The sequence below is a fragment of the Pseudomonas sp. E102 genome (genome assembly GCF_052660185.1).
In genome coordinates this window covers 4,998,946-5,018,908 of sequence record NZ_CP084025.1, presented here as the reverse complement: position 1 = coordinate 5,018,908, position 19,963 = coordinate 4,998,946, and the positions used below count along the sequence as shown (strand labels likewise).

Here is a 19,963-nt window from a genome sequence, read left to right as displayed (position 1 = left end):
CCGAGGTAAAACGTTATATCGCGGCTGTTCGGATCAGCCTTCGATTTCCACCAGGATTTCGCCCGGATTGACCCGGTCGCCCTTGGCTACATGAATCGCCGTGACCTTGCCTGGGATGGCGGCCTGGACTTCGGTCTCCATTTTCATGGCTTCGGTAATCAGCACTGCTTGGCCGGCCTTCACCACGTCGCCCTCCTTGACCAGCACATCAACGATGTTGCCTGGCATGGTGGTGCTGACGTGGCCCGGCGCGGTGGCTTGCTTGCGCTTGCTGCTGCCGCCGCTGACGAACTCATTGAGCGGTTCGAACACGACCTCTTCCGGCATACCATCGATGGAGAGATAAAAATGCCGCTTGCCCTCGGCCTTGACGCCTACGCCGGTGATGTCGACGCGATAGGTTTCGCCGTGGACATCGATGACGAATTCGGTCGGTACACCTTCGCCGCCAGCGGAGCTCACGCTGCCCGCCTCTGGGATAGGCAGCAGTACTTCGGGGGTCAAGGTGCCGGCTTCACGCTCCTCGAGGAACTTGCGCCCGATGTCCGGGAACATCGCGTAGGTCAGCACGTCTTCCTCGGATTTGGCCAAGGCACCGATTTCACCACGCAACCGGGTCATTTCCGGCTTGAGCAAGTCGGCCGGACGCACATCGATCACGTCTTCGCTGCCGATGGCCTGGCGACGCAGCTTCTCGTTCACCGCGCCAGGTGCCTTGCCGTATCCGCCTTGCAGGTAGAGCTTCACTTCGTTGGTGATGGTCTTGTAGCGCTCACCGGCCAATACGTTGAAGAACGCCTGGGTGCCGACGATCTGCGAGGTCGGGGTCACCAGCGGCGGGAAGCCGAGGTCTTCGCGTACTCGTGGGATTTCCGCCAGCACTTCGTTCATGCGGTTCAGTGCGCCCTGCTCTTTCAACTGGTTGGCCAGGTTGGAAATCATTCCACCCGGAACCTGGTTGACTTGGACGCGGGTGTCCACCGCGGTGAATTCACTCTCGAACTGATGATATTTTTTGCGAACGGCGTAGAAGTACAGGCCGATTTCCTGCAGCAGTTCCAGGTCCAGGCCGGTGTCGAATTCGCTGCCCTTGAGAGCGGCGACCATCGACTCGGTGCCTGGATGGCTGGTGCCCCAGGCGAAGCTGGAGATCGCGGTATCGATGTGATCGGCGCCGTTTTCGACAGCCTTGAGCTGGCACATCGCGGCGAGGCCAGCGGTGTCGTGGGAATGGATGAAGACCGGCAGCGATTGCTCGGCTTTCAGGGCTTTGACCAATTCGCCAGTGGCGTAGGGGGTCAGCAGCCCGGCCATGTCCTTGATCGCCACCGAGTCGCAACCCATGGCTTCCATCTGCTTGGCCTGGGCCACGAATGCTTCGATGGTGTGCACCGGACTGGTGGTATAGGCGATGGTGCCCTGGGCATGCTTGCCGGCAGCCTTCACCGCTTCGATGGCGACCCGCAGGTTACGCACGTCGTTCATCGCATCGAAGATACGGAACACATCGATGCCGTTGACCGCAGCCTTGGCCACGAACGCCTTGACCACGTCGTCGCTGTAATGGCGGTAGCCCAGCAGGTTCTGGCCGCGCAGGAGCATTTGCAGGCGGGTGTTGGGCAGCGCCGCACGCAGTTGGCGCAGGCGCTCCCACGGGTCTTCCTTCAGAAAGCGCACGCAGGCGTCGAAGGTTGCGCCGCCCCAGACTTCCAGCGACCAATAGCCGACTTTGTCGAGCTTGTCGCAGATCGGCAGCATGTCTTCGGTGCGCATGCGAGTGGCGAGCAGCGATTGGTGGGCGTCGCGCAGGATTGTGTCGGTTACGTGGATCTTCTTGGACATTGTCATGATTCCTTACAGGCCTGCGTGGGCGGCAATGGCGGCGGCGATGGCCAGGGCCAGCTCTTCGGGTTTGCGCTTGATCGAGTAGTTGGTCAGTTCCGGATGGCTTTCAACGAAGCTGGTATTGAACTGGCCGCTGCGGAACTCCGGATTGCGCAGGATTTCCTGATAATACGCGGCGGTGGTCTTGACCCCTTGCAGGCGCATGTCATCCAGGGCCCGCAAGCCGCGGTCCATCGCTTCTTCCCAGGTCAGCGCCCAGACCACCAGCTTCAGGCACATCGAATCGTAGAACGGCGGAATGGTGTAACCGGTGTAGATCGCCGTGTCGGTGCGCACGCCCGGGCCACCCGGGGCATAGTAGCGGGTGATCTTGCCGAAGCTGGGCAGGAAGTTGTTTTTCGGGTCCTCGGCGTTGATGCGGAACTGCAATGCAAAGCCGCGGTGCTGGATGTCTTCCTGCTTGACCGACAGCGGCAGCCCGGAGGCGATGCGAATCTGCTCGCGCACCACGTCGATACCGGTGATTTCTTCGGTAATGGTGTGCTCTACCTGGACCCGGGTATTCATCTCCATGAAGTACACCTCGCCTTCGGCGAGCAGGAACTCAACGGTACCGGCATTCTCGTAACCGACAGCCTTGGCGGCGCGCACAGACAGGTCGCCGATATAGGCACGCTGTTCGGGGGTCAGTTGCGGGCTGGGGGCGATTTCGATCAGCTTCTGGTTGCGGCGCTGGATCGAGCAGTCCCGTTCGAACAGGTGCACCACATTGCCGAAACTGTCGCCCAGGATCTGCGCTTCGATGTGCTTGGGATTGACGATGCATTTTTCGAGGAACACTTCCGCCGATCCAAACGCCTTCGTGGCTTCGGAGATGACACGCGGGAAGGCCTGTTCGAGTTCTTCGCGGCTGTTGCAGCGACGGATACCCCGACCGCCGCCACCGGACGTAGCCTTGAGCATTACCGGGTAACCGATTCGGTCGCCTTCGGCCAGGGCTTCTTCGATGCCCGCGACGTTGCCTTCGGTGCCTGGCGTCACCGGTACGCCCGCCTTGATCATGCTGCGGCGCGCTTCGGTCTTGTCGCCCATCCGCCGGATGACTTCCGCCGACGGACCGATGAATTTTATTCCGCGTTCAGCGCAGATATCTGCCAGCTCGGCGTTTTCCGATAGAAAGCCATAGCCGGGGTGCAAGGCATCGCAGCCTGTTTCCACGGCGAGGTTGACCAATTTGCGCGGGTTGAGGTAACCGGCCAGCGGATCGGCGCCAATGCTGTGGGCCTCGTCCGCGCGCTTGACATGCAGCGCATGGCGGTCCGCGTCGGAGTAGACCGCGACCGAGCGAATGCCCATCTCGGCGCAGGCGCGCACGATGCGGACGGCAATCTCACCACGGTTGGCGATCAGGATCTTTGTTATCAATTGGAGGTTCCCTTGAGCCGGTGATACCACGGCCTGGGATCCAGGCCGACGCGTGACCAGATGTAACAATTGGTCGCAGCCCCACACTAGTCCTGGCTGGGGATTAACAAAAATGAATAATTATTGGGTCACGCATAAGCAAACACTTATAGTTGGGTGATCAGTCTCGGACCAGAGTGCTTGAAAAATGCGTAAGTCATTGATGCGTATGACGTTGCGTCAGCTGCAAATCTTCAATGAGGTGTGCGATCTGAGGTCCTACAGCCGTGCGGCGGATGAAATGTCTCTCACGCAACCGGCCGTTAGCCTACAGATTCGATCCCTGGAAGAGCTGATCGGCCAGCCGTTGTTTGAGTATGTCGGCAAAAAACTTTACATGACCGAAGCCGCCGAAGCGCTGCAACGCGCCAGCCGGGATATCTTCGGGCGTTTGGAAAACCTCGATATGCAGCTTTCCGACATGCAGGGCTCGCTGCAAGGCCAGCTGAAGCTTGCGGTGGAGTCCAGCGCCAAGTACTTCGTCCCGCATCTGTTCGCCGCGTTCAAGCGCCAGCATCCGGAGGTCAACCTGAACCTTACGGTGGTCAATCGCGGCCAAGTCATCCGCAGGCTTTCGGATAACCGGGATGACCTGGTGATCATGTCCATGGTGCCCCAGGACATGGGCCTGGAGTTTCTGCCGTTTCTCAATAATCCCATCGTTGCGGTGGCGCCGCCCGATCATCCGCTGTGCCACATGGGCTCATTGCGCTTGCAAGACCTGGAACCCTATACGCAGCTGTTGCGCGAGCCGGGTTCAGGCACGCGGCTGGCCTGTGAGGAATATTTCAAGGAGAAACGGGTGCATTTCACCCAGACGCTGGAGGTGGCGTCTGCCGAAGCCCAGCGTGAATGCGTGGTGGCCGGGCTGGGCGTGGCGCTCTTGACGCGCCACGCCGTGAGCCGGGAATTGTCGTCCGGCGCGCTCATCGAGTTGCCGGTGGAGGAGCTGCCGCTGTATCGCAGCTGGTGCCTTGTACAGGCCCGGGCCAAGCGCCTATCACCGGTGGCTCATGCGTTTCTGGCATTCGTTCGCGGCGAACGTGCGCAGATCATCGGCTTGGTTGAGCGTTTCGACGGGAAACCGCCGGCGTTGCCTGCCAGTAATTGATTTCCATCAGGTCAGGATATTCGCTTATTTGCGCCAGGAGCTGACGCTGCTCATAGCGGTCTTCGATGGCACGACGGAACGCCATGCGGCGCTGGTCTTCCTGCTGGCGACGGGTTTTGGCGGCGCTGCGTTCTTCGTAGGACTGGGTCATGTCGAGACTCCCAAGACGTATACGGGAGCTTCACGATGACGGTGAGGGATGACGGTTTGGCGGCGCGAGCGTTACAGAACGATGAATTCGGCCAAATGCCCCGTGGTGAGGGAGCTTGCTCCCTCGCCCAAAAACCCTGACTTCCAAGGCCTCGTTCAGTCGTCCAGCGCCTTCACCGACTTGGGTGACAACCGCAAGCTGCGAAGGCTGCGCTTCACGCTCTTGAGGTGGTTGACCAGGCTTGGGCCACGCGCCATGGCGACGCCCATCGCCAGCACATCGATAACTACCAGGTGGGCAATGCGCGACGTCAACGGCGTATAGATTTCCGTGTCTTCGTGCACGTCGATCGCCAGGTTCACGGTGGAGAGCTCAGCCAGCGGTGTCTGGCTCGGACACAAGGTGATCAGCGAGGCGCCGCTTTCACGCACCAGATTGGCAGTGATCAACAGATCCTTGGAGCGCCCCGACTGGGAAATACAGATCGCCACGTCGGTCGGCTTCAACGTGACGGCCGACATGGCCTGCATGTGCGGGTCGGAATAAGCCGCCGCCGTCAGCAGCAACCGGAAAAACTTGTGCTGGGCGTCGGCCGCCACCGCACCCGAGGCGCCGAACCCGTAGAACTCGACACGTTGGGCCTGGGACATTGCCGTCACGGCTTTCTGCAGCGCGACCGGGTCAAGTTTCTCGCGGACCTCCATCAGGGTGTGCAGCGTCGTGTCGAAAATTTTCAGGCTATAGTCGGCGACCGAATCGTCTTCATGAATAGCGAATTGCCCGAAACTGGCACCGGCCGCCAGGCTTTGCGCCAATTTGAGCTTCAAGTCCTGGAAACCCGAGCAACCGATAGCCCGGCAAAAACGCACGATGGTTGGTTCGCTGATGCCAACGCTGTGGGCCAGATCGGCCATGGAACTGTGCATCACGGCCGCGGGATCAAGCAGTACATGATCGGCGACTTTCAGCTCCGATTTGCGCAGCAAGTGGCGTGACTGGGCAATGTGTTGCAACAGGTTCAAGGGGCTGGACTCTTGTTATGGGCAGGTGCCGGGATGTAGCAGGCTTGTAGTTATACTACAAGAATCGGCTCTTCGCCTGTCCAATACGTAACTGAATTGACCTTGTTGCCCCTTGTTTTGGCGGGCGACGCTCCTTGTAGCCGTCTCGCAGGCTCGGCGCACGCCAAGTCCAATCCTATCCCTGCTCCCGCAGCAGACGGGCGAGGCCTTCGGCTCCAACCGGTCGACTGATGAGATAACCCTGGACTTCGTCGCAGTGCTCATTCTTCAGGAACTCAAGCTGTCCCTCCCGCTCGACACCTTCGGCCACAACCTTGAGCGACAGTCCGTGGGCCATGGCAATGATCGCGCGGGTGATGGCCGCGTCCTCGCCCCCCTCCTCCAGCCCACGAACGAAGGCCTGGTCGATCTTCACGTAATCCACCGGGATGCGCTTGAGGTAGCTCAGGGACGAATAACCGGTGCCAAAGTCATCGATGGCCAGCTTGACTCCCAGATCCCGCAGCTGTTGGAACGTAGCGATGATGTGCTCGACGCTGTCAAGCAACTGGCTCTCCGTGAGTTCCAGCTCCAAATAATGCGGAGCCAGGCCGGTTTCTTCGAGCACTTGGCGCACCAGGCTGACCAACTTGCCCTGGCGCAACTGATGCACCGAAAGGTTGACCGAGACACGAATGGACTCCAGCCCCTGGCGCTGCCATTCACACGCCTGCCAACAAGCCTGGCGCAGCACGAACTCGCCGATCGGACCGATCAGCCCGGTTTCTTCGGCGAGACCGATAAACTCCCCGGGTGGAATCTGGCCCATGCTCGGATGCTCCCAGCGCACCAACGCTTCGGCGGCATTCAGACGCCCCGTCGCCAGGCATAGCTTGGGTTGGTAGAACACTTTCAGTTGTTGTTCTTCCAACGCCTTGCGCAACTGGTTCTCCAACTGCAGACGCTCCAGCGTGCTGGCTTGCAGGCTGTCGGTGTAGAACTGGAAATTATTCCCGCCCAAATGCTTGGCGTGTTGCATGGCCATGTTGGCCTGGCTGACCAGGGTGGAAATTTCCCGCGCGTTATCCGGCAGCAGGCTGATGCCTATGGAGGCGCTGACCACCAGTTCGTGACCATCGATCGTCACCGGCACGCGAAGCTTGGTGGCCAGTCGGGTCGCCACTCGCGCCAGGCTCGAAAGATTGCCGTAGGCGTCGAACAGTACCGCAAACTCATCGCCGGACAGCCGGGCGATGGTGTCGGCTTCGGGCAATGCGTTGATCAGGCGCCGAGCCATTTTCTGCAAAAGCTGGTCGGCGATGTCATGGCCGAGGCTGTCGTTGAGCAGTTTGAAACGGTCGAGGTTGATGTGCAGCAAGGCCAGGCTACGCCGTCCTCCCTGGCGCACCCGCTGATGGGCTTCGTTCAAGCGCTCACGGAACAGCGAGCGGTTCGCCAGCCCGGTCAGCTCGTCATAATGGGTCAGATAGCGCATCCGCTCTTCGGATTCGCGCCGCGCTGAAAGATCGGCGAAGAAACCGACTATATGGCTGATATTTCCCCGCGAGTCCCGCACGACATTCAACTGGAGCCACTGTGGGTAGAGCTCGCCGTTGGCGCGCGCCTCAACCAGCTCGCCTTGCCAGGTGCCGTGCTGCTTGAGCGCTTGGCGAATCACCGGATAGTGCCGACGCGCGTCGCGACTGCAAGGCAGATCAACCACATTGCGCCCCAGCATGTCCGCGATATCGAAGCCGGTCACTCGTGTAAACGCCTGGTTGGCGGCAAGCAGCGCGTAATTGGGATCCAAAATCACGATACCCTCACTGGCGGCCTCGAACACCGTGGCGGCCAGTTGGCGCTGCTGTTCCAGCTCCTTGCCGACGCTGATGTTGCGGCGCGTACCGACCATGCGCAGTACCCGCCCATTCGCGCTGCGCTCCACGGCCCGGCCGCGGTCTTCGATCCAGACCCAATGGCCGTCGCCGTGGCGCACGCGGTATTCGATCTGGTAATCCTCGCTGCGGCCCTTCAGATGTTCGACAAGGGCACGCTTGAGCGCCGGAAGGTCTTGGGGATGAAGGCGCGGGGTGAGATGACTGAGCATGGCCGTGATGTATTCGGGTTCCAGACCAAACAGCTCCTTGAGCTGGGTGTGATGAACCTCGTCGGTCTGCAGGTTCCAGTCCCACAACCCCAGCTCACTGGCCTTGAGGGCCAACGCCAGGCGCGCTTCACTCTTGACCAGGGCCTGGCTGGCCGCCTCCAGTTCGAGGCTGCGCTGCGCTACCCGCGCCTCCAGGCCAACCTGCGCCGTGCGCAATTGGGCCTCGGCGGAGCGACGCTGTTCGACCTCCCGGGCCAACGCCTCGTTGAGCTGCGCGCCGCGGCTTTGTGCCTGCTGCAAATGCTCGATCAACGCCTGGTTCTGGAACCGTCGCAACATCCCGTTCTGTATCAGCCGGTTGACCTGCCAGGCCACCACGCTCAGCGAGACCAGCACCACCAGCCCGAGCCAACCCCAGCCACGTTGATGCTCGTCCGGCCCCCAGAAAAGATAAGCGATAGCCGGCAAAAGACAGGGCAAGGTAAAGGACAGGAACGCCGGTAGACTCACGGCGTAAGCGACACTGGCAGAGAGGGTCGCGGCGCCGATCAGGCCGAACACCCAAGCCTGTTGCTGGAAACTGTCTGCCGGCACCAGGGCAATGCCCGCACCGGCCAGCGTCAGGCCGGTCATGGCCGAGCCCAGAAGAAACATGCGCAACCAGACCGGGTGGGCCTGGCGGCTTGGTATCGCCGAATCGAAAGCGGCCACCTGGATCACCCGCAGCGCGACCAGCGACAGTAACCAGACCAGCCACACGCTGACCAGGAAATAGCGCTGAGGCTCCCACAGCAGCGCCGCGCAGACCAGACCGTTGATCAGCATGAACAATGTGGGCAGCAGCGAGCCCTGGTACAACAACCTGGTGCGTTCGACCGCCATTTCCGTGGCGTACTGCTTGCAGATAATCCGCGGCTCTACACGCGGGCCTGCCAGATCGGAATTGAAGGTCATAAATGTTGTTCTTGTTCTTATTCAGGGGAGCATGGTGAGCCCGAAACGATCACCGAGCATACACAAGCCAAAGGCCATCCCACACTGCCCTGGTTCATAAAAATACTGAAAAAACGCGGATCCAATTGCGCGCCGGCCACCGTAACCGAGCCCCGCCGATGCTTGCGGGCGCTGACTGACCGGTCGTCCGCAGGCGGTGTTTTGTCGGCCAATGCAAAGCTCGGTTTGCCCGAGGTGGCGCCGCACCCTAGAATGCCTCGATGCGCGATGATCTCTCCCTTCTGCTGAACTCCCTAAACGATGCCCAACGCCAGGCAGTTGCTGCCTCCGTGGGCCGTCAATTGGTCCTGGCCGGTGCCGGCTCCGGCAAGACCCGAGTGCTGGTGCACCGTATCGCCTGGTTGATCCAGGTCGAGAACGCCTCGCCCCATTCGATCCTGTCGGTCACCTTTACCAACAAGGCTGCCGCCGAGATGCGCCATCGCATCGAACAGTTGATGGGCATCAACCCGGCTGGCATGTGGGTCGGTACGTTCCACGGCCTGGCCCATCGCCTGTTGCGCGCCCATTGGCAGGAAGCCGGCCTGAGCCAGACCTTCCAGATCCTGGACAGCGACGATCAACAACGGTTGGTCAAGCGCGTGATTCGCGAACTTGGGTTGGACGAACAACGCTGGCCCGCCCGCCAGGCTCAGTGGTTCATCAATGGTCAGAAGGACGAAGGCCTGCGCCCGCAGCATATCCAGGCCAGCGGTGACCTGTTCCTGGCAACCATGCGCAGCATCTACGAAGCCTACGAGGCGGCGTGCCAGCGTGCGGGGGTTATCGACTTCTCGGAACTGTTGCTGCGGGCGCTGGACCTGTGGCGTGACCACCCGGGGCTGCTGGAGCATTACCAGAGGCGCTTCCGGCATGTCCTGGTGGACGAATTCCAAGACACCAACGCCGTTCAATACGCGTGGTTGCGCCTGCTCGCCAAGGGCGGCGACAGCCTGATGGTCGTGGGCGACGACGACCAGTCGATCTACGGCTGGCGTGGCGCCAAGATCGAGAACATCCACCAGTACTCGGCGGACTTTCCCGACGCCGAGGTGATTCGCCTGGAACAGAACTACCGCTCCACCGCTGGCATCCTCAAGGCCGCCAACGCCCTGATCGCCAACAACACCGGTCGCCTGGGCAAGGAGTTGTGGACCGAGGGCAACGAAGGCGAGGCGATCAATCTCTACGCCGCGTTCAACGAACACGATGAGGCCCGCTATGTGGTGGAAACCATCGAGAGCGCGTTGAAAACCGGCCTGGCCCGCAGCGACATCGCCATCCTTTATCGCTCCAACGCCCAGTCGCGAGTGCTTGAAGAGGCCTTGCTTCGCGAACGGATCCCTTACCGTATCTATGGCGGCCAGCGCTTCTTTGAACGCGCCGAAATCAAGAACGCCATGGCCTACCTGCGCCTGATCGAAGGACGAGGCAACGACGCGGCCCTGGAGCGGGTAATCAATGTGCCGACGCGGGGCATCGGCGAGAAAACCGTCGAGGCGATTCGCGACCATGCCCGTCACAGCCATGTGTCGATGTGGGAAGCCATGCGCCAGCTGGTGGACAACAAAGGCGTCACCGGCCGTGCCGCCGGCGCCCTGAAGGCTTTCATGGACCTGATAGAAGACCTGGCCGCCAAATGCGGGGAAATGCCCCTTCACTTGATGACCCAGACCGTCATCGAGCAGTCCGGCCTGATTGCCTACCATGAAGCTGAAAAAGGCGAGAAAGGCCAGGCCCGGGTGGAAAACCTTGAGGAACTGGTCAGCGCTGCGCGCAACTTCGAAAACACCGAAGAAGATGAAGACCTGTCGCCGTTGTCGGCCTTCCTCGGCCACGCCTCCCTGGAGGCCGGCGACACCCAGGCGGACGAGCATGAAGACAGCATTCAGCTCATGACCCTGCATAGCGCCAAGGGCCTGGAATTCCCCTACGTCTTCCTGGTGGGTATGGAAGAAGGTCTGTTTCCCCACAAGATGAGTCTGGAGGAGCCCGGACGCCTGGAAGAGGAACGGCGCCTGGCTTATGTCGGCATCACGCGTGCCATGCAGAACCTGGTGATGACCTACGCTGAAACCCGACGTTTGTATGGCAGCGAGACCTACAACAAAGTGTCGCGATTCGTACGTGAAGTGCCGAAGGGTCTGATCCAGGAAGTGCGTCTTTCCAACAGTGTCAGTCGACCGTTCGGCGGCAGTCAGCAACAAGGCACCAGCAGCCTGTTTGGCGGCAGCGACATCCCGGAAACCGGCTTCAGCCTGGGCCAGGCCGTCCGACATTCGGTATTCGGCGAAGGCGTGATTCTCAACTTCGAAGGCGCCGGTGCCCAGGCTCGGGTCCAAGTCAACTTCAGCGAAGGCAGCAAATGGCTGATGCTGGGGTATGCCAAGTTGGAAGCGATCTAAAAGCCTCGGTAATCCCCTTTGTGGGAGCGAGCTTGCTCGCTCCCACAATTATTCTGGAAACATTAAATATTTCCGATAGAACTTGTTCACCTTTCCTACAGCCCAAAGCGAACAAGGCTCCTTGCGCGAGCCGAACCTGAACCTTGGCTGTCACGCAAAAGCCCGAAACACTCTGCTGCTAGCCAGCAACAGTTCACCTGTGCAACATGGCGCGCGTGCTATCCACAAATGGGAATGCCTTTATATGAAACGTTTTCTTAGCATCGCCATGGCGTTGTGCATCGGCCTGACGATGGCCATCGACGCCAATGCCGCCAAGCGTTTTGGCGGTGGTAAAAGTTCGGGCGCAGCCCCGACTCATCAGACCAGCCAGATGGCGCCGTCGTCTGCCGCCGGGTCCACTGCCGCCACCGCGGGCGCGGCAGGTGCTGCTGGCGCGGCCACCAAGGCCAGCGGCGCTTCGCGCTGGCTCGGCCCCCTGGCCGGTATCGCGGCCGGTGGTCTGCTCGCTTCCATGTTCATGGGCGACGGCTTCCAGGGCATGCAGATCTTCGACATCCTGATCATGGCGGTCATTGCCTTCCTGGTCTTCCGTTTCATCGCAGCCCGTCGTCGCAAGCAGCAGGAGCAATTCGCTCCGGCCGGCCATGCGCCGATGCAGCGTGAAGTGTTCAACCAACAACCTGCCGGTGGCTCGATCTTCGGTGGCGCGGCTGCTCCAGTGGCGCGCCCGGTGATCAACGCACCTGCCTGGTTCAACGAAGAACGCTTCATCGAAGCGGCACGCAGCCATTTCATGTCCCTGCAGCAGCATTGGGACGCAAACGAAATGGACAAGATCGCCGAGTTCGTCACCCCGCAATTGCTGGAGTTCCTCAAGCGCGAGCGGGCCGAGTTGGGTGATGGCTATCAGTCCACCTACATCGATAACCTCCAGATACAACTCGAAGGCGTCGACGATCGCGCCGACAAGACTATCGCCACCCTGACCTTCGTCGGCGTGTCGAAAGACTCTCGCTTCGACCAAGGTGAAGCGTTCAGCGAAAGCTGGAACATGGAACGTGCCCAAGGCGAAAACCAGCCTTGGCTGGTCGCAGGTATCCGCCAGAACGGTTGAACCTTTGCGCGTTTCGCAGGTTGAAATAAAAGAACCCCGGCACTTGCCGGGGTTTTCTATTTCGCGGTTGCATCTACAGCGGGCTACTGTATAAACCGCCCTATAAAACCGCGCCATCGAGAAAGAGGATCCCGGACGTGGAAGAAATCATCGAACAATTACGCGAAGCCAACGAACCCGTACCGGTTCCATTGGAATTGCCCGACGAAGACTTGCTGGTGGAAATCGAAGAGCAGCTGTTCATCGATATCCCGTTCGTGTTCCGGGAGTTTTTGCTCACCGTCAGCGATGTCGTCTACGGCAGCCTGGAGCCGGTGACCGTTACCGATCCGCAGTCCCATACCTACCTGCCGGATGTGGCCGCCAATGCCTGGGATGCCGGTGTTGATCGAAGCCTGATTCCGATCTGCCAGGACGGCGATGACTACTACTGTGTCGAAGAAGACGGCACCGTAGTGCTATGGCAGGCAGAAGAGGAGCTGATCGCCGAGGAAACGTGGGAATCGGTATGGCACTGGGCAAGGGATGTCTGGTTGGAAAGTTGATGCTCTAGCGTCCGGCGCTGATCAATGCCCGGACGATCCCTTGTGATTGTCCAGCGTTTCGAGCAAGGCCACCTGCATTCGTGTATGCAGGCGGACAAACCAGCGCCAAAGCAGGGCCGCCAAGGCAATCGCGACCACTGCGATCCATACCAGCAGCTTGTTGGTCGGCAAGATACTGGCTGACAAGGCTGCCAGCAGCAGGAAAATCACCAGCAGCGAAAGGAGCGGAATCACTTCGGCGATCACGCGACGCACGCGCTGGGTGTGGCGGCCGGCCATCTCCGGCTTTACACCCATTTCCGCCAGCAGCATCGACAACGCCTTGAGCTTGCGGTACGCCGCGATCAGGAACGGTAGCGACAGGAACAGCGAGCCGCCCCAGATCAAGGCTTTCTGCCAGCTCGGATCGCTGATCCAGTCTTGCAGATAGGCAGACACTCGTTCGGCAAAATACCCCCCCGAGACAAAAATCGCGATCACCAATGCCAGGTTGACACCCACCTGCAGCATGATGCGCCTGATGATGGAAGCCAGCATGGCTCCCTCACCCTGTGGCTGGATGCTGCGCAACCATTCTCCATACATGCCCAGCACGCGCGTCAATCGCTGCGGCATTGCCGACGCCAATCTGACCGACAACGGATCAGCGGCCCGAATCAGATAAGGGGTCGACAATGTCGTGAGCACCGAGACAGCCACAGCGACCGGATAAAGGAAATCGCTGGTCACCTGCAGGGTCATCCCCAACGAAGCGATAATGAAAGAAAATTCGCCAATCTGTGAAAGCCCCATCCCGACTCGTAGAGAGGTGCGTCCATCATTTCCCGCGATAAAGGCGCCGAGACCACAAGAAAATATCTTGCCCAATACCACCGCGCAGGTAATGACTGCGATCGGCCACGCATATTGAAGCACAATGGCCGGATCGAGCATCAGCCCGATAGCCACGAAAAATATCGCGCTGAACAGATCGCGCACAGGCTCCACCAATCGCTCGATCTTCACCAATTGTCGAGACTCGGCCATGATCGCACCGATCAGGAACGCCCCAAGCACCATGCTGTATTCCAGCTTTACCACCAGCAGGCAGAAGCCGAAACAAAGCCCCAGTACGGTAATCAACAACATCTCGTTGCTGTCGAACTTCGCCACGTACGCCAGCAATCGCGGCACCAGCAGGATGCCGACGACCAACGCCACGACCATGAACAGCGACAGCTTGCCGACCGTGGAAAACACCTCGCTGGAGCTTACGGTGCCGCTGACAGCGATGCTCGACAGTAAAGCGATGATACCGATGCCGAGGATGTCCTCGACGATCAATACCCCGAAGATCAACTGCGCAAAGCGCTCGTTTTTCATCTTCAGGTCATTCAAGGCTTTGACAATAATCGTGGTTGAGGAAATCGCGAGGATCGCGCCGAGAAACAGCGAGTCCATGGCGCTCCAGTCGAACCAGCGACCAATTTCATAGCCGATCCATATCATCAATACGATCTCTAGGAACGCAGCGATAAACGCCGTGGCTCCCACCTTGAACAGTTTGCGCAGGCTGAACTCCAGGCCGAGGGAGAACATGAGGAAGATCACGCCGAGCTCGGCCAGGGTCTTGATCGTTTCTTCATCGTGAATGAAGCCGAACGGCGGCGTATGCGGGCCGATGATAAAGCCGGCGACAATGTAGCCCAGCACCACCGGTTGCTTGAAACGATGGAACAGTACGGTGACCAACCCGGCCGCCAGCAAGATGATCGCCAGGTCTTGAATGAAACTGATGGCGTGCATTGTGGGGCTCCTTGTCGAAACGACTCCAGGTGAAGTCGGGTACGTCCGTTTCTTTTGTAGGAATACCCGGCATGACGGGTTTTTTTGCAGGTTAACACCGGGACTTCTTACGAAAAGACGGTGCAATATATGGAAACAGATCCACCCAAGCGTGACGGCAAGTCGTGGCGCAGCGTCCCGATATGAGTGGTTTGAACCCGCTAACCACATTCCAGCGCCCGCAGAGGCGCGCCCTCGAAACTGCTGCCTTGAACCGTGAGAACGTTATGGAACCCGGAAACGCCCAGCTGTCGATGACGGTGTTGATGACCCCCGATATGGCCAACTTCTCTGGCAATGTCCATGGCGGCACCTTGCTCAAGTACCTGGATGAGGTGGCCTACGCTTGTGCCAGCCGCTATGCCGGCCGATACGTGGTGACATTGTCGGTAGACCAGGTGATTTTTCGCGAGCCGATTCATGTCGGCGAGTTGGTCACCTTCCTGGCGTCGGTGAACTACACCGGCAATACCTCGATGGAAGTGGGCATCAAAGTCGTGACCGAGAACATTCGTGAGCGCTCGGTTCGCCATACCAATAGCTGCTTCTTCACCATGGTAGCGGTGGATGACCAGCGCAAGCCCGCGCCCGTCCCGCCGCTGCAACCGCAGAACAGCGAAGAGAAGCGCCGCTACGAACAAGCGCAGCAACGTCGCCAGATTCGCCAGGAACTGGAGAGGCGTTATCAGGAAATCAAGGCGGACGGGCCGTAACCCGCCGTCGAAATCAAGGTGGGAGCGAGCTCGCTCCCGCAGCGATCAAAGGCTGATCGGCATGGCCTCGAATCGCACGCGCGGATGGGCAATACGGTCCTGGGCGCGGACCAGCTGCAATTCGTAGCTTGCACACGCCTGGGTTTCCAACAGCACCTCATGCACGGCCGCAGCGGTGAATTCAAAGGCTGCCGACAGGCTGTCCCCCAACAGTATCCGCGCCAGGAACAGCCCCGACGTCAGGTCGCCGACTCCGACCGGTTGGCGGGGGAACGCCAGCAATGGACGGCGCAAGTGCCAGCTGCCTTCAGCCGTGACCAACAGCATCTCGAAGCTGTCTTCGGGCTTGCCAGGATAAGCCAGGTGCTTGACCAGCACGACTTTCGGGCCACGGGCCAACAGCGCACGGGCCATCGCCAGGCAGTCGAGTAGTGATTGCGCCTTGCGGCCGGAAAAACTGTCCAGCTCCAGCTGGTTAGGACACATGATGTCAGCCACGGCAGCGGCCTCTTCCAGCAGGAACCTGCCCACCTCGGGCGCGACAATGCAGCCCTTCTCCGCATGCCCCATGACCGGGTCGCACAGATACAACGCCTTGGGATTACAACGCTTGATGCGCGCCACACCCGACAGGATCGCCTGTCCCTGGGCTGCGCTACCCAGATAACCGGACAGCACCGCGTCGCAATTGCCCAGCTCGCCGATGGCCGCGATGCCCTCTACCAACAGCGGTATCTGGTCCGGCGGGAGCACTTCACCGGCCCACTGCCCGTATTGGGTGTGATTGGAAAACTGCACGGTGTTGAGCGGCCACACGTTTACGCCGACCCGCTGCATCGCAAACACGGCGGCGCTGTTGCCGGCATGGCCGAATATCACGTGGGACTGTATGGCAAGCAGATGGGGCGTGCGTTTCATGCGGGAAATGTCCGTAAAACGATTGAAATTCAAGCCGCGCAGTATGCGACTAAACGCAGCCTGTACGACAGACCGGCGACACAGTTAAGCTGACGGCAACTTGTTGGAGCTCTTCGTTCATGCTGACCCTTGGAAACATTTTCGTGCTGATGCTGCTGGCTACCGGCGGCGCCTGGCTGTGGCACAACCATGGCTTGCGCGAACGAGCCTTGGCGAGGGTCATGCAACATTGCGCCAACCTGAAGATCGAGCTGCTGGACGGCAACGTGGCGCTGCGAAAGATCGGATTCGTCAAGGACGCCAACGGACGGCGGCGCCTGGCACGTATCTATAATTTCGAATTCACAGTGACGGGCGAGACCCGTCATACCGGCACCATCACTCAGTTCGGTGCCCACAGCGCGCATATCGAACTGGCTCCCTACCCGATGCCCTTCGAAGACGCCCCGCCCACGCCAGTTGAGCCGGTGCAGACCCGGCCCAGAGCTGAAGTCATCGAACTGAGCCAGTGGCGTCAGGAGCACAACAAATGGAAGCCTTGAAGCAAAGCTGATTCAGGTGCACCGAGCAATCAACAGACCCGTTTGCAGGCGATCAATGTCTTGCGGCTGGTCGAATATCAGCTCGATCCGCGAGTCTTCGCGCCATTCACTGGCTTGCCATTGCAGTGCCGCCGCTTCCAATGCATTGGCGGAAACCCAACCGTCGGCACTGTGGATAACCATCTTCGCGCGCTTCCAGTGATGATCTGTTAGCCAATGCGTAAGCGCCGCTGTGTCGAATTGCTGGCTGGGGTGCCAGCGCCAGCCGATACTCCAGCCGCCCTCCTGCTGCTGATACAGGCGGATCGGCACCGCCGGGTCGGTCCATATGGCCGCCATTCGACCCAGGCTTTTGGGCAGGCTCAAGTTATCCACAGCCTCGCTGCCCCGAGCCGCCAGGCCAGGCAATTGGTCGATCGGCAACGCTGCGTGCTGCGTCCAGTACAGCGTCCGTCCTGGCAGTTGCATCGCAAGCCGTTCCCGGTCGGCTTGCGTAAGGGTCTCGGATTTGTTCAGCACCAGCAGTCCGGCATCCGCCAGGGTTTGTCGCTGCGCATCGGGCAACGGCTTGCCGTCCGCCATCGCCTGGGCATCCAACACCAGCACGCAGGGTTGCACCGCCAGTACACCAAGCCAGGGTGCTTCGTTCAGCTGCCGCACCAACTGCACCGGATGGCCGAGGCCCGAGGGTTCGATAAACAGCCGATCCGGCCGAGCCTTGCGCAGTAGACGCCCAAGACCGATCTGAAACGGCGCGCCGTTGACGCAGCACAAACAACCGCCGGCCACTTCGCCCAGTGCGATACCATCGCCAGCCTGGGTCAGTAACGCGGCATCCAGGCCGATCTGACCGAACTCGTTGATCAGCACCGCCCAGCGCTCGCTGGCCGGGCGCTGGGCCAGAAGATGCCTGATCAGGCTGGTCTTGCCGGCGCCCAAAGGGCCGGCTATGACATGAGTGGGGATGTGCTGCAACATAATCGACGGCTTTCGATGGAGGTGAACATGCGAATGATCGGCTGGTTGTTACTGGCGCTGACGTCGAACCAGGTACTGGCCCAGGCTTGCGTGGTCCACAGCCAGGCGGAGCGGCTCGATGTGAAAGTCTGCCAGCAGAACCGCAACATTCCGCAGAAGCTGTTTGCCGATGGCTTCTGCCAGCCAAACCTGGCCGGCCAGAAGGTCGAGGTGCAATACGTCGATCAGTGCCCCGGCGGCGCGTTCGGCGTTTGCCGCAACGCTCAGGTCGCCAATATGCCTTACCGCCAGGATATTCACTACTACGGCGTGGCGACCGATGCCGCTTACCTGCAGCCATTTTGCGAAGGGCAAAGCCAGGGCACCTGGCTTAAGCCTTAAGCCAACCAGTCCAGCGTGAGAATCAGGCGACGCTCTTGCGGGGCGGGTTCCGGTGAGCGGTGGATCAGGCCAAACCCCTCGTTGCCGTGCCATTTCTCGCCTTTAAGCAAGCCGACATCACCGCAACAGAACTGCTCGATCACTTGTGGATCCACCGGTTCGGCCTCAGGTTGCCCCAGGCGCTGGCGATCCATGACGCCCTCCTTGAGCCACTGGCTGCCGACGCCCCCATAGGTGGTCAGCAGCCGCACCGGTACGTGATCAACGTGAAAGCGCGGGCACATGGCCTTGTCCAACGTGCGAAGACGCAGACCGACCCGTTGCGCCCCCAACAGGCAAGCAAATGCGCAAACCAGCCAAGAGACGTCGGCGATAAAGCCTTCATAGCCGTGCAGGTCGCTGAAGCCTGCAGCCAGGCCTTGCAGCGCTGGCTGGGCGTCATCATCCGGCAAGTCGAGCACCCGTGATTCGGTCAATGGCTGGTCCAACGCAAGTACCAGTGCCGCGAAATCGCCGATGTGCGCGGGAAGCTGACGTTGCCAGACCGCCAGGTTGGTGCCGTCGTCCAGGATCTTCGTGAGTATCTCCGGTGTATCGCCTTGGACCTGCTGTACCTGCAATGCCCTTTTCAGACTCGGCGCCAGCATCACGCTACCGCCTCTTCATGCCATGGGCCGAATGGATCGGACAATAGCCGCCAACTTTCGACACCAAGGGCCAATTCCTGGTCGGTGAGCAGGCAGGCGTCCAATTCGGCGGTGAGTTGACCAAAGTCGATGTCCTGGCCAATAAACACCAGCTCCTGACGGCAATCGCCGGTGGCTACAGACCAGTTCTTCATGATGGCCGCTGTGCTCTCTTGGTCCTGCGGCCATTGGTTTTCTGGTACGAATCGCCACCAGCGCCCGGCAAATCCGTGGCGCATCAGGCCGCCGGCCTGGGACCAGCTCCCCGCCTCCTCAGGTTTGCTGGCCAACCAGAAGAACCCCTTGGAGCGCAGGAGCTTGCCATTTGGCCACGGACGGTCGATGAAGTTGAAGAAACGCTGGGGATGAAACGGCCGACGTGCCCGGTAGGCGGTCGAGGCAATGCCATATTCCTCTGTCTCAGGTACATGCTCGCCACGCAGTTCCTGTAGCCAGCCAGGCGCCTGGGCGGCGCGCTCAAAGTCGAAAAGGCCGGTGTCGAGAATACGGCCCAGCGGTACCTGACCCATGACCATTGGAATGATCTGCGCCTGGGCGTTGAGACGCTGCAGAATCGCGGTCAACTCTTCCCGCTCGTGTTGGCTGATCAGGTCGATCTTGCTGATCAGAATCACGTCGGCAAACTCGATCTGTTCGATCAGCAGGTCGGTGATCGAGCGTTCATCGTCCTCGCCCAGAGTTTCCCCCCGTGACGCCAGGCTTTCCGCGGCCTGATAATCCAGCAGGAAATTCACCCCATCGACCACCGTCACCATGGTGTCGAGCCGCGCCACATCGGCCAGGCTTCGGCCCTCCTCGTCACGAAACGTGAAGGTTTCGGCCACCGGCAACGGCTCGGAGATGCCTGTGGATTCGATCAGCAAATAATCGAAGCGCCCTTCCCGGGCAAGTTGCCCGACTTCTTCAAGCAAGTCCTCACGCAACGTGCAACAAATGCATCCGTTGCTCATTTCCACCAGTTTCTCTTCCGACCGGCTCAAGCTGACGTCTCGCTGGACTTCGCTTCCATCGATGTTGATCTCGCTCATATCGTTGACGATGACGGCAACGCGAAGGTCATCCCGATTGCGCAGGACGTGATTAAGCAGGGTACTTTTTCCGGCACCGAGAAATCCGGAAAGCACGGTCACAGGGAGACGCTTGGTCATCAGAGGATCCTCG

The 19,963-nt window shown here is 60.1% G+C and carries 17 protein-coding genes; 7 read left to right on the top strand and 10 right to left on the bottom strand.

Annotated features, from left to right (window positions below; all coding sequences use genetic code 11):
• Nucleotides 1–33: 33 nt before the first annotated feature.
• Together oadA and DOCECA_RS22640 are read right to left on the bottom strand one after the other, a co-directional pair.
• Nucleotides 34–1,842 carry a sodium-extruding oxaloacetate decarboxylase subunit alpha gene (gene oadA, locus DOCECA_RS22645; protein ID WP_434675592.1) on the bottom strand — a complete coding sequence of 603 codons (1,809 nt, stop codon included), beginning with the start codon at nucleotides 1,840–1,842 and terminating at the stop codon, nucleotides 34–36.
• Between the two features lie 12 nt (nucleotides 1,843–1,854).
• Complete coding sequence (locus tag DOCECA_RS22640) at nucleotides 1,855–3,270, bottom strand: acetyl-CoA carboxylase biotin carboxylase subunit (RefSeq protein ID WP_420766105.1); 1,416 nt, start codon at nucleotides 3,268–3,270, stop codon at nucleotides 1,855–1,857.
• 187 nt (nucleotides 3,271–3,457) lie between these two features.
• Here DOCECA_RS22640 and DOCECA_RS22635 point away from each other — a divergent pair, with 187 nt between their 5' ends.
• Complete coding sequence (locus tag DOCECA_RS22635; protein ID WP_420766104.1) at nucleotides 3,458–4,420, top strand: LysR family transcriptional regulator; 963 nt, start codon at nucleotides 3,458–3,460, stop codon at nucleotides 4,418–4,420.
• On the opposite strand, the gene DOCECA_RS22630 is transcribed toward DOCECA_RS22635, so the two are convergent.
• The 3 genes from DOCECA_RS22630 to DOCECA_RS22620 all read right to left on the bottom strand — a co-directional run bounded on the left by DOCECA_RS22630 (nucleotide 4,362) and on the right by DOCECA_RS22620 (nucleotide 8,633).
• Nucleotides 4,362–4,571 carry a PA3496 family putative envelope integrity protein gene (locus DOCECA_RS22630; RefSeq protein ID WP_434561552.1) on the bottom strand — a complete coding sequence of 70 codons (210 nt, stop codon included), beginning with the start codon at nucleotides 4,569–4,571 and terminating at the stop codon, nucleotides 4,362–4,364. The two genes, DOCECA_RS22635 and DOCECA_RS22630, sit on opposite strands and share 59 nt — an antisense overlap.
• Nucleotides 4,572–4,726: 155 nt before the next feature.
• Nucleotides 4,727–5,593: a transcriptional regulator HexR gene (gene hexR, locus DOCECA_RS22625; protein WP_003187110.1), complete on the bottom strand. Its 867-nt coding sequence runs from the start codon at nucleotides 5,591–5,593 to the stop codon at nucleotides 4,727–4,729.
• A 175-nt stretch (nucleotides 5,594–5,768) separates the two neighbouring features.
• Nucleotides 5,769–8,633, bottom strand: coding sequence for a putative bifunctional diguanylate cyclase/phosphodiesterase (locus DOCECA_RS22620; RefSeq protein ID WP_434675594.1), 2,865 nt, complete (start codon nucleotides 8,631–8,633; stop codon nucleotides 5,769–5,771).
• A 260-nt stretch (nucleotides 8,634–8,893) separates the two neighbouring features.
• Between DOCECA_RS22620 and uvrD the strand changes: the two genes are divergently transcribed.
• The 3 genes from uvrD (at nucleotide 8,894) to DOCECA_RS22605 (ending at nucleotide 12,739) form a co-directional block, all read left to right on the top strand.
• Nucleotides 8,894–11,077, top strand: a complete 2,184-nt coding sequence (gene uvrD, locus DOCECA_RS22615) for a DNA helicase II (protein WP_420766101.1) — start codon at nucleotides 8,894–8,896, stop codon at nucleotides 11,075–11,077.
• A 244-nt stretch (nucleotides 11,078–11,321) separates the two neighbouring features.
• A complete protein-coding gene (locus DOCECA_RS22610) occupies nucleotides 11,322–12,194 on the top strand; it encodes a Tim44 domain-containing protein (protein WP_434561548.1) in 873 nt (290 codons plus the stop codon).
• Nucleotides 12,195–12,331: 137 nt separating this feature from the next.
• Nucleotides 12,332–12,739: an SMI1/KNR4 family protein gene (locus DOCECA_RS22605; protein WP_003187120.1), complete on the top strand. Its 408-nt coding sequence runs from the start codon at nucleotides 12,332–12,334 to the stop codon at nucleotides 12,737–12,739.
• Nucleotides 12,740–12,760: 21 nt separating this feature from the next.
• Here the strand turns inward: DOCECA_RS22605 and DOCECA_RS22600 are convergent, their stop codons facing one another.
• Nucleotides 12,761–14,524, bottom strand: coding sequence for a cation:proton antiporter (locus DOCECA_RS22600; protein WP_445571115.1), 1,764 nt, complete (start codon nucleotides 14,522–14,524; stop codon nucleotides 12,761–12,763).
• 266 nt (nucleotides 14,525–14,790) lie between these two features.
• On the opposite strand from DOCECA_RS22600, the gene DOCECA_RS22595 reads away from it, so the two are divergent.
• Nucleotides 14,791–15,276, top strand: a complete 486-nt coding sequence (locus DOCECA_RS22595; protein ID WP_039593237.1) for an acyl-CoA thioesterase — start codon at nucleotides 14,791–14,793, stop codon at nucleotides 15,274–15,276.
• A 45-nt stretch (nucleotides 15,277–15,321) separates the two neighbouring features.
• Here DOCECA_RS22595 and pdxY read toward each other — a convergent pair whose 3' ends face one another.
• A complete protein-coding gene (gene pdxY / locus DOCECA_RS22590) occupies nucleotides 15,322–16,194 on the bottom strand; it encodes a pyridoxal kinase PdxY (RefSeq protein ID WP_420766098.1) in 873 nt (290 codons plus the stop codon).
• Between the two features lie 119 nt (nucleotides 16,195–16,313).
• On the opposite strand from pdxY, the gene DOCECA_RS22585 reads away from it, so the two are divergent.
• Nucleotides 16,314–16,736: a DUF3301 domain-containing protein gene (locus DOCECA_RS22585; RefSeq protein ID WP_434649601.1), complete on the top strand. Its 423-nt coding sequence runs from the start codon at nucleotides 16,314–16,316 to the stop codon at nucleotides 16,734–16,736.
• Nucleotides 16,737–16,748: 12 nt separating this feature from the next.
• Here the strand turns inward: DOCECA_RS22585 and DOCECA_RS22580 are convergent, their stop codons facing one another.
• Entirely contained in the window at nucleotides 16,749–17,714 is a 966-nt protein-coding gene (locus DOCECA_RS22580) for a CobW family GTP-binding protein (RefSeq protein WP_434628140.1), read from the bottom strand.
• 27 nt (nucleotides 17,715–17,741) lie between these two features.
• Between DOCECA_RS22580 and DOCECA_RS22575 the strand changes: the two genes are divergently transcribed.
• Nucleotides 17,742–18,095, top strand: a complete 354-nt coding sequence (locus tag DOCECA_RS22575; protein WP_420766095.1) for an NADH:ubiquinone oxidoreductase — start codon at nucleotides 17,742–17,744, stop codon at nucleotides 18,093–18,095.
• Here DOCECA_RS22575 and DOCECA_RS22570 read toward each other — a convergent pair.
• Nucleotides 18,092–18,742 carry a DUF1826 domain-containing protein gene (locus DOCECA_RS22570; protein WP_434608751.1) on the bottom strand — a complete coding sequence of 217 codons (651 nt, stop codon included), beginning with the start codon at nucleotides 18,740–18,742 and terminating at the stop codon, nucleotides 18,092–18,094. The genes DOCECA_RS22575 and DOCECA_RS22570 overlap by 4 nt on opposite strands.
• Nucleotides 18,742–19,950 (bottom strand): zinc metallochaperone GTPase ZigA, encoded by a 1,209-nt coding sequence (zigA, locus tag DOCECA_RS22565; RefSeq protein ID WP_445571114.1) that lies wholly within the window; start codon nucleotides 19,948–19,950, stop codon nucleotides 18,742–18,744. Before zigA ends, DOCECA_RS22570 begins: the two co-directional genes overlap by 1 nt.
• Nucleotides 19,951–19,963: the final 13 nt, after the last annotated feature.

Excerpts from the sequence above, each read along its gene's own strand:
- DOCECA_RS22635 (WP_420766104.1), top strand. The coding sequence starts at position 3,458 with ATGCGTAAGTCATTGATGCGTATGACGTTGCGTCAGCTGCAAATCTTC.
- DOCECA_RS22600 (WP_445571115.1), bottom strand. The coding sequence starts at position 14,524 with ATGCACGCCATCAGTTTCATTCAAGACCTGGCGATCATCTTGCTGGCG.
- oadA (WP_434675592.1), bottom strand. The coding sequence starts at position 1,842 with ATGTCCAAGAAGATCCACGTAACCGACACAATCCTGCGCGACGCCCAC.
- DOCECA_RS22620 (WP_434675594.1), bottom strand. The coding sequence starts at position 8,633 with ATGACCTTCAATTCCGATCTGGCAGGCCCGCGTGTAGAGCCGCGGATT.
- uvrD (WP_420766101.1), top strand. The coding sequence starts at position 8,894 with ATGCGCGATGATCTCTCCCTTCTGCTGAACTCCCTAAACGATGCCCAA.
- zigA (WP_445571114.1), bottom strand. The coding sequence starts at position 19,950 with ATGACCAAGCGTCTCCCTGTGACCGTGCTTTCCGGATTTCTCGGTGCC.
- DOCECA_RS22610 (WP_434561548.1), top strand. The coding sequence starts at position 11,322 with ATGAAACGTTTTCTTAGCATCGCCATGGCGTTGTGCATCGGCCTGACG.
- DOCECA_RS22585 (WP_434649601.1), top strand. The coding sequence starts at position 16,314 with ATGCTGACCCTTGGAAACATTTTCGTGCTGATGCTGCTGGCTACCGGC.
- pdxY (WP_420766098.1), bottom strand. The coding sequence starts at position 16,194 with ATGAAACGCACGCCCCATCTGCTTGCCATACAGTCCCACGTGATATTC.
- DOCECA_RS22595 (WP_039593237.1), top strand. The coding sequence starts at position 14,791 with ATGGAACCCGGAAACGCCCAGCTGTCGATGACGGTGTTGATGACCCCC.
- DOCECA_RS22630 (WP_434561552.1), bottom strand. The coding sequence starts at position 4,571 with ATGACCCAGTCCTACGAAGAACGCAGCGCCGCCAAAACCCGTCGCCAG.
- DOCECA_RS22570 (WP_434608751.1), bottom strand. The coding sequence starts at position 18,742 with ATGCTGGCGCCGAGTCTGAAAAGGGCATTGCAGGTACAGCAGGTCCAA.
- DOCECA_RS22575 (WP_420766095.1), top strand. The coding sequence starts at position 17,742 with ATGCGAATGATCGGCTGGTTGTTACTGGCGCTGACGTCGAACCAGGTA.
- DOCECA_RS22580 (WP_434628140.1), bottom strand. The coding sequence starts at position 17,714 with ATGTTGCAGCACATCCCCACTCATGTCATAGCCGGCCCTTTGGGCGCC.